The organism is Lewinella sp. W8, from assembly GCF_004375085.3.
Lineage (GTDB): Bacteria > Bacteroidota > Bacteroidia > Chitinophagales > Saprospiraceae > Neolewinella.
This window is the reverse complement of record NZ_SNAQ03000073.1, coordinates 1-481: the sequence shown is the minus strand read 5'-3', so window position 1 is coordinate 481 and position 481 is coordinate 1. Positions and strand designations below refer to the sequence as shown.

The following is a 481-nucleotide window of genomic DNA, read 5'->3' as shown; positions in this document are numbered from 1 at the left end:
TGCCAATCAGCTGAATCCCAAAGCCATCTTCTCCCGCTGGTCCCGGAGGGCCGGGAACTGTGGAAGCGGGGCCGGGCTCCCCTTGCTGTCCCGGAGGGCCAATTGGTATGGTGATTTGAGTAGCTACTTTTTCCAGGCTAATACTACAGTCTTCCCAATCTTGGTTTTGGTTGCTCCTTACCGAATAAGTTTCTCCGCCGTTGAGAAAAAAGGTGCCGTTAATACTGGTGGACCAGTTAACGTTGGAGAAGTTGAACCCTGATCCGTTGATTTCAAAAACGGACTGCTGGACACTGCCGTCAACAATCAATCCGGAGGAGTTTTCAATCAGGTAGACGTCGTAGAAGTTTGCATTCGTAGCAGGGTTACGGTTAAAATTCACGTTGATCTTTACTCGGTAGAATGCCGAGTCATTTACTCCAATTTCCCAGGCATTCGCGGTAGTGTAGAAGGAAGGAGAAGTAGTAATCGGGGTGTCCCA

Annotated in this window: 1 protein-coding gene; it reads right to left on the bottom strand. The window is 49.5% G+C overall.

Annotated features, from left to right (window positions below; genetic code table 11):
- Positions 1-481: collagen-like protein (locus E1J53_RS24090; protein WP_173021630.1), on the bottom strand; the 481-nt coding region annotated here is incomplete at both ends.